The sequence below is a fragment of the Mycobacterium sp. 1245852.3 genome, assembly GCF_001669335.1.
In the GTDB taxonomy this organism is placed as follows: domain Bacteria; phylum Actinomycetota; class Actinomycetes; order Mycobacteriales; family Mycobacteriaceae; genus Mycobacterium; species Mycobacterium europaeum_A.
Genome location: NZ_LZLL01000378.1, coordinates 1 through 7659, shown reverse-complemented (window position 1 = coordinate 7659; position 7659 = coordinate 1). Strand labels below are relative to the sequence as shown.

Here is a 7659-nt window from a genome sequence, read left to right as displayed (position 1 = left end):
GCCCCGGTGGCCGGCGCGGCGGATGGCGCCGGGGCAGCTTTGGGGGCCGTAGGCGGGGGCGGTCGGTGGCCACGACGCCGGCCCCGTCTGCCCTGGCCCGGGCATGGCGGGGCGCAGCCGGGCCAGTTCGCGACGGTGCCGCTCGGCGAGGACGGCGGCGAGCACGAGTTCCGGCGGGGCGCCGGGCGGTGGCGGCGGCGCGATGCGGGCCACCACGTCACCGGCGATCCGGTATGCCATCTGCACGCGCAGCTGACGGTCGAGCTGCGTTGCCCGGGAAAGGAATTGGCGCGCAACCTCGACCTGGCCGACGGACAGCCCCGACAGCTGCAGCGATGAGGCCCACCACGCCAACGACGGCGGCATCATCGGCGGGGGCCCGAGGCGGGGCCCGCGTTCGTTGACCACCACCGTGCCGGCGAAGATATCGCCGATCCGTTTGGCCTTGGGGGACAGGATGCTGCAGATGACGGCCGGGCTGCCGAACAGCATCCAGATTTCCACCAGCGCCGCCAGGGCGCGAAACAGGGCCTGGCGGAAGCGTTCTGGGCCACCGTCGTCGGACACCACCCGCAGCCCCATCGCGATCTTGCCCACCGAGCGCCCGCGCGTCGCCGTTTCGAGCACCAGGGGATAGCCCACGATCACCAGCACCGTGAAAATCAGCAGGATCGCGTTGCTCAGCGCGGTATCGAATTGGCTCAGGGTGGCAGCCCACAACATCAGGCCGAGCAGGTAACCGATGACCATGACCGTGATGTCGATCAGCGCGCTCAGCGTCCGCACCGGCAGCTGGGCGATCTGCACATCGAGCACCACAGCGTCCCCGGTCACCACCTCCGACATAACTTCGAACGGTACAGGTTGGGCCCGCGTGGCCGGCCGCACTTTGCCGCGCCGGGAGTGCGATTAGGCTGCCCAGGGTGGATGTCGATGCGTTCGTGCTGGCCCATCGCCCTACCTGGGACCGCCTGGACCGATTGATCGGGCGGCGCCGGTCGTTGTCGGGTGCGGAAATCGACGAACTCGTCGAGCTGTATCAGCGGGTCTCCACCCATCTGTCGATGCTGCGCTCGGCGTCCTCGGATTCGCTGCTGATCGGTCGGCTCTCCAGCCTGGTCGCGCGGGCCCGTTCGGCGGTGACGGGCGCCCACGCGCCACTGAGCAGCGCGTTCACCCGGTTCTGGACGGTGTCCTTCCCGGTCGTGGCGTACCGCACCTGGCGGTGGTGGCTGGCCACGGCGGCGGCGTTCTTCGCCGTCGTCGTGATCGTCGCGCTGTGGGTCGCCGGCAGTCCCGACGTCCAGTCCGCCCTCGGAACGCCCAGTGACATCGCGCAATTGGTCAACCACGATGTCGAGTCCTATTACAGCGAACATCCCGCCGCCGCGTTCGCGCTGCAGATCTGGGTGAACAACTCCTGGGTGTCCGCCCAATGCATCGCGCTGTCCGTGGTGCTGGGGCTGCCCATCCCGTTCGTGCTGTTCGAGAACGCCGCCAATCTGGGCGTCATTGCCGGCCTGATGTTTCCGGCCGGCAAGGGTGGCCTGCTGCTGGGTCTGCTCGCCCCGCACGGACTGCTCGAACTCACGGCGGTATTCCTTTCGGGGGCAACGGGAATGCGGCTGGGCTGGTCGGTGATCGCCCCCGGCGACCGGCCCCGGGGGCAGGTGCTCGCCGAGCAGGGGCGTGCCGTCGTCTCGGTCGCCGTGGGTCTGGTTGCGGTGCTGCTGGTTTCGGGATTGATCGAGGCGCTGGTGACGCCGTCACCGTTGCCGACGTTCGTGCGGGTGGGTATCGGCGTCCTCGCCGAGGTGGCGTTCCTGTCCTACATCGTCTACTTCGGCCGCCGCGGCGTGCAGGCCGGCGAAAGCGGCGACATGGAGGACGCGCCGGACTTCGTCCCGACCCGCTGAGCGGCGATCGCTACAGCCGCCCGGTCGCCTTCATCGCCAGGTAGTGATCGGCCAGCGCCGGTGCCAGTTCGGTGGGCGGCGCGTCGACGACTTCCACCCCGCTGCGGCGCAGCCGCGTGGCGATCGCGCCGCGGTCGTTGCGGGATCGTTCGGCGGCCGCCGCGTCATAGACCGCCGCGGCGTCCGAACGCCCGGCGGCCATTTGGTCGACGCGCGGGTCGGAGACCGCGGCCAGTAGCAGACGATGCTTGGCCGACAGTTGCGGCAGCACGGGCAGCAGGCCCTCGTCGAGGGCGGCCGCGTTGAGGTCGGTCAGCAGCACCACCAGGGAACGCCGGCGGGCGCGCAGTCCGATGGCGGAAACCATTGCCCGCCAATCGGATTCGACCAGCGTCGGCTGAAGGGGCGCCATCGCGTCGACCAGCTGGGCAAGCAGTTCGGTGCGCGAGGCGCCGAACACACCGGCCCGGCTCACCCGGTCGTGGGCGAGGAAGTCGACATGGTCGCCGGCCCGCGATGCCAGGGCCGCCAACAGCAGCGCGGCGTCCATCGACCAATCCAGCCGCGGCCAGCCGGCCGGATCGGACGCGGTCGGGTCGACACCGACCCGACCCGCCGCCGTGCGGCCGGTGTCGAGCACGATCACCACCCGCCGGTCGCGTTCGGGCCGCCAGGTGCGCACCACCACGTCGGCGCGCCGCGCGGTGGCGCGCCAGTCGATCGAGCGCACGTCGTCGCCGACGACATACTCTCGCAGCGAGTCGAATTCGGTTCCCTGCCCGCGCACCAGCGTGGGCAGCAGGCCGTCGATCTCGCGCAGCTTGGCAAGTCGCGACGGCAGGTGCTTGCGGGCCAGAAACGGAGGCAGCACCCGCAACTGGCCCGGCACCGGTTGCGAACCCTGCCGTCCCGCCAGCCCCAGCGGACCGATCGATCGGGCGGTCACCACCGTCGCGCGCTGATCGCCGCGGCGGAGCGGTTGCAGCCGGGTCGTGACGTGCTGGTCCTGTCCGGCCGCGATGTTGATCGGCTGGGTGCGCGGCTGCGCCTGGGCGCTGGGCGGCCAGGCGTCGCGGATCTGGCCGCGGAAGCTGCGCGGGCCGTCGTTGCGGATCAACAGCCCGCACTCGACCTGCTGGCCGAGCCGGGTGGAGCGATCCGGGGAACGGACGTAGCGCAACCTGGCGGGGCTGGCCGCCAACACGATGTCGACGACCACCAGAACCGTCAGCGCGATCAGCAGGGCCACGAAAGTCGTTGCCGGCCACGGAGACAGCGCGATGGGCAGGACGCAGATCAGTGCGACCAGCCCGGTGCGTCCGGTCAGGACCACTAGCGGGGCACCGGAACCGACGCCAGAATCCCGTCGAGCACACCGTCGGGGGTGGCCCCTTCGAGTTCGGCCTCGGGCCGCAGCATCACCCGGTGCCGCAGCGTCGGGCGGGCCATCGCCTTCACGTCGTCGGGAGTGACGTAGTTGCGGCCGGACAGCCAGGACCAGGACCGCGCGGTGGCCAGCAGGGCGGTGGCACCGCGGGGGGACACGCCCAGTTGCAGCGCGGGGGACGACCGGGTGGCCCCCACGATGTCGACGATGTAACCGAGCACCTCGTCGCCGACCAGCACGCGCTGGACGGCGTCGCGGCCGGCCGCCAGGTCGGCGGGCCCGGCCACCGGGCTGATCGCCGACAGGTCGCGCGGGTCGAAGCCGTGCGCGTGCCGGTGCAGGATGGCGATCTCGGCGTCCCGCGGCGGCAGCGTCACATTCAGTTTGAGTAAAAAGCGGTCCAGCTGGGCCTCGGGCAGCTGGTAGGTGCCCTCGTATTCGACCGGGTTCTGGGTCGCGGCCACGATGAACGGGTCGGGCAGCGGCTGCGGTTGGCCATCGACGCTGACCTGTCGCTCTTCCATCGCCTCGAGCAGCGCGGCCTGGGTCTTGGGTGGGGTCCGGTTGATCTCGTCGGCCAGCAGCAGGTTGGTGAACACCGGGCCGGGCCTGAACACGAACGCGGCGGTGCGCGCGTCGTACACCAGTGAACCCGTCACGTCGCCGGGCATCAGGTCGGGGGTGAACTGCACCCGCTTGAATTCGAGCTGCAGCGCCGCGGACAGCGCCCGGACCAGTAGCGTCTTCGCCACTCCCGGAACGCCTTCCAACAGCACGTGACCACGGCACAGCAGCGCGATCACCAGGCCGCTGACCACGCCCTCCTGTCCGACGACAGCCTTGGCGAGCTCGCCACGCAACGCCAGTAGTGCCTCGCGTGCCGATTCAGCGGTGGGGGACTGGGCGGTATCGGCTTGTGGAGCGGAAGGGGACTGTGTCACGGGTGTGCGACCTGCCTTTCGATTTCGTCGAGCGCACGGCCAAGTTGTAACAGGTCGTTGTCGGTCGTCGGGGGCGGACCGAACAGATGGTAGGAGACGAACGCCGGATCGGATCCGATGCGCTGGGCCGCGGTGGTCACCACCGCATCGGGTGACGCGCCCGCGCCCAGGCCCAGCCGCGGCAGCAGCCGCGCGACCGTGGCGGCGCGCAAGGCGGTGGCCGCGCGGTCGCGTGCCCGTCGGGACCGGTACAGCCGCCCGCGACCCTCGACCGTCTCCGACGCGCGGACCACCACGGGCAGCTCCTCGGCCACCAGGGGCCCGGGGCGGCGGCCCTTCCACAGGGCGACCAGCAGCACTACCAGCGCCAGTTGACCGACGATCCAGATGACATTGGGCGGGATCAGGTCGAAAAGCGATGCCTTGGCCGAGGATTCACCCTCGACCTGATGCGGCGCGTACCAGATGAGCCGGGGCCGGTCGCCGGCGAGGTTCATCGCCAGGGCCGCGTTGCCCGCTTGCAACAGGCCGCCGTTGGTCATGAAGTCGGTGTTGCCGACCGCTGTGATGGTGCGGCCGTCGTCGCGGAAGCGGATCAGCGCGCCGTCGTAGCAGCGGGTCATCGCGCGCCCGCCTTTGGGCTCGTAGGTGTTGCTGGGCCCGAACCGCACCGAGCCGGCCCGAACCGCCTCGCGCAGCGTGCAATTGGGGTCGAGGTCGAAACCGTTGGCGCCCGAGATCCGGATGTCCGGCAGCAGCGCCTCGCGGGTCCGTGTCGTCGGTTCCACCAGCAGCAGGTCCGAATGGACGCTGGCCAGCCGGTCCAGCAGCGTGTCGGTGAGGTATTGGCTCTGGGCCACCAGGATCAGCGCATCGGGGCGCGCCGCGTGTTCGACGTCGGCGATGTTGTTGGCCACCACGACGTCGACTCCGGCGTTGCGCAGCAATTCCACCAGTGCGTGGGCGCCGTCGGGTCCGGTTGCCCCCGGGTCCATGCGTGCGCCGGGCCGCGACGCGGTCAAATAGGCATCGACGCCGGCGATGACCGCGAGCACCAGCAGCGTGACGAGCACCCACCGCCAGGTGCGCCAGCGCCGCGGCGTGGTTTCGGGAGTCACACCGGTGGTCGTCGCCATCAGCGCACCGCCGCCCACGACTCGGGGGCTTCCGCCCGGCCGGGTCCCAGCGGTCCGCCCTGCCAGCGGGACCGCAGGTGGTCGTCCAGCTCGGCGATCATCTGGTAGGCGGGCTGGGTGCCGGGTTGTTCACCGTACGTGACGTCGTTGAAAGCCGATGCCGCTTGCGTCAATTCGCCAGCCAGATGGGGCAGCGCGGCGCCGGCGTCGCGGGCCAGCTCGTTGGCCGTGCGGCCGGGGGCGGGTGTCAGCACCCGGGTCTCTTCGAGCTGGCGGGCGACGGCCCGCAGCCGGTGACGGATCGCCGCCGCCCAGTCGCCCTGCGCCGCATGGTTCTCGGCCGTCGCGCGATGCTGGGCGGCGGTCAGTTGGGCGGCCTCGAACAACGAGTGATCGCCGCCGCGGCGGGTGCGCATGGTGCGGCGCAGAACGTAGACGCCGACGAGCACCGCGATGGCGAACAGGATGAAAAGCACTGTGGCGGTGAACCATCCGCCCGGAATCGTCGAGGTCTTCTGCAGCAGCCGGTAGATCAGGTCCTTGAGCCAGTCGACGAAGTGTTCTCGCGCGGAGCCCTTCGAGTAGCTGGGTTTGTTGAGCTCGTCCTGCGCGGCGCGGTGTGCGGCATCGCGGTCGATGTCGATGGAAGGCATCCTGCGGCAATCCTTTTCGGCCCTTACAGGGGCCGGGTCAGCCAGAGGTTGTCGGTGGAAGCGGCCGCGTAGGGCCCCTGGGCGGCTCCGCTCTGCAACACCAGATCGAATGCTTCGGCGCGCATCCGGCGGTCGGTGTACAGCAGCACGATGACTCCCGCGTTGAACGGCGCGGTGATGATCTCACCGATCGCCGCCCCCACCGACAGGATCGCGGTGCTGACCAGGAACGCCGTGCTGGACGAGGTGACCTGGAAGAACTGGCCGACGAGGCTGAAGGGCACCGCTACGGCGTTGGCGACCACGGCTGCCACCAGGAACGTCAGCAGCCGGATGCTCAGCACCCGCCAGAAGCCGTGGCGAATCAGCTTGAAGGACCGGGTGATTGCGTCCATGACCGGCAGCCGCTCCAGCACGATCAGCACCGGGGCGAACAGCACCACCGTGTACAGGTACGCCAGGAACGCGAGGACGGCCAGCACCAACGGGATGCCCAACACCACGGCCGCCGCGGCGTTGCCGACCGCCGCCAGCACCCCGATGATCACCGCGACCAGCCCGGCGAGGGCCGCCACCACGACGGCTTCCAGCAGGGCCAGCCCGAGCAGGGCCAGCAGCCGCCCACGAATCTTGGCCCAGGTTTCGCCGATGGTGATCGGTGACCCGAACACCGCCCGCCCGACGATGACGGTGAGCATGCCCGACAGCAGCATGCCGCCCAGCCAGCCGACCAGGATGCCGCCACCCACCGAGGCCGTCCAGGCGCCCAGCACCCCCGAGCTCAGTTCGCCGGGCGCATCGCTGCCGAACCTGTCGGCGGCGGCCAGCGGGCCGAAGAACGCGACCTTGGTGATGATCTGCATGATGACCACGACGATGGCGGTCAGCCCCAACGTCGCTTTGGGGTTCGCTCGGACATAGCCGACCGCGCCGTTGAAAATGTCGCCGAGGGTGAGCGGGCGCAGCGGGATGATCCCGGGTTTGACGGCTCCGTAGCCCGACGGCGGGCCGAACGGTGGCGGCGATCCGTAGCCCGGTGCGGCGCCGTAGCCCGAGGGCGGCCCGTATCCGGGCGCAGCGCCGTAGCCCGGCGGGGGGCCGTAGCCCGGCGGGGGCGGCATCCTGGTCGGCTGGCTGGGCGGCATGCTGCTGTCGGGCATGCTCACCGTCATCGTCGGGCGGGCGGTGTTCGGGTCACCGATCACCATCGGCGAAACCTGGGCCAAGATTCGTGGGCGGCTGCTGGCCCTGCTCGGGCTGGCCCTGCTGGAAGCCGTCGTGGTGGCGGCCCTCGCCGGGCTGGTCGCGGTGATCATCGGGGTGCTGGCGGCGGTCGGCAACGCCGCGGCGGCCGTGGTGTTGGGCATCCCGTTGGTGCTGGCCGTCCTCGCGTTCCTGGCGTACCTGTACACGGTGGTGCTGTTCGCCCCGGTGCTGATCGTGCTGGAGCGGCTGCCGGTCATGGACGCAATCACCCGGTCCTTCAAGCTGATTCGCCACGGCTTCTGGCGGGTGCTGAGCATCCGGCTGCTGACGTTCCTGGTGGCAGCCGTGGTCGCCAACGCCGTAGCGGTGCCCTTCAGCCTCGTCGGCCAGTTCTTCCAGGTCACCTCGTCCAGCACGGCG

7 protein-coding genes and 1 pseudogene are annotated in these 7659 nt (G+C 70.5%); 2 read left to right on the top strand and 6 right to left on the bottom strand.

Annotated elements, in window-relative coordinates; translation table 11 throughout:
• The coding region (locus tag A9W96_RS16870) for an RDD family protein (RefSeq protein ID WP_231999712.1) at positions 1–846 on the bottom strand (846 nt) is incomplete at its 3' end.
• 77 nt (positions 847–923) lie between these two features.
• On the opposite strand from A9W96_RS16870, the gene A9W96_RS16865 reads away from it, so the two are divergent.
• The gene (locus A9W96_RS16865; RefSeq protein ID WP_066868366.1) at positions 924–1916 is read left to right on the top strand and encodes a stage II sporulation protein M; all 993 of its coding nucleotides are present in this window, start codon (positions 924–926) and stop codon (positions 1914–1916) included.
• 10 nt (positions 1917–1926) lie between these two features.
• Here A9W96_RS16865 and A9W96_RS16860 read toward each other — a convergent pair whose 3' ends face one another.
• From A9W96_RS16860 to A9W96_RS16840, 5 genes are read right to left on the bottom strand one after another with little or no spacing between them, the layout of a single operon-like run.
• On the bottom strand, positions 1927–3249 hold the full coding sequence (locus A9W96_RS16860; protein WP_067141397.1) for a DUF58 domain-containing protein: 1323 nt from the start codon (positions 3247–3249) through the stop codon (positions 1927–1929).
• A complete protein-coding gene (locus tag A9W96_RS16855; RefSeq protein ID WP_369830845.1) occupies positions 3249–4358 on the bottom strand; it encodes an AAA family ATPase in 1110 nt (369 codons plus the stop codon). Before A9W96_RS16855 ends, A9W96_RS16860 begins: the two co-directional genes overlap by 1 nt.
• Complete coding sequence (locus tag A9W96_RS16850) at positions 4241–5380, bottom strand: DUF4350 domain-containing protein (protein WP_067141400.1); 1140 nt, start codon at positions 5378–5380, stop codon at positions 4241–4243. Before A9W96_RS16850 ends, A9W96_RS16855 begins: the two co-directional genes overlap by 118 nt.
• Positions 5380–6033, bottom strand: coding sequence for a DUF4129 domain-containing protein (locus tag A9W96_RS16845; protein ID WP_067141391.1), 654 nt, complete (start codon positions 6031–6033; stop codon positions 5380–5382). The genes A9W96_RS16850 and A9W96_RS16845 overlap by 1 nt, the downstream gene beginning before the upstream one ends.
• A gap of 23 nt (positions 6034–6056) precedes the next feature.
• Positions 6057–7241, bottom strand: coding sequence for a hypothetical protein (locus tag A9W96_RS16840; RefSeq protein WP_369830844.1), 1185 nt, complete (start codon positions 7239–7241; stop codon positions 6057–6059).
• Between A9W96_RS16840 and A9W96_RS16835 the strand changes: the two are divergent.
• Positions 7192–7659: pseudogene (locus A9W96_RS16835) on the top strand (hypothetical protein); the annotation flags it as partial. The gene A9W96_RS16840 and the pseudogene A9W96_RS16835 overlap by 50 nt on opposite strands.

What these genes read in the sequence shown, in the direction of transcription:
- A9W96_RS16850 (WP_067141400.1), bottom strand. Translation starts at nt 5,380, where the DNA reads ATGGCGACGACCACCGGTGTGACTCCCGAAACCACGCCGCGGCGCTGG.
- A9W96_RS16845 (WP_067141391.1), bottom strand. Translation starts at nt 6,033, where the DNA reads ATGCCTTCCATCGACATCGACCGCGATGCCGCACACCGCGCCGCGCAG.
- A9W96_RS16840 (WP_369830844.1), bottom strand. Translation starts at nt 7,241, where the DNA reads ATGGTGATCGGTGACCCGAACACCGCCCGCCCGACGATGACGGTGAGC.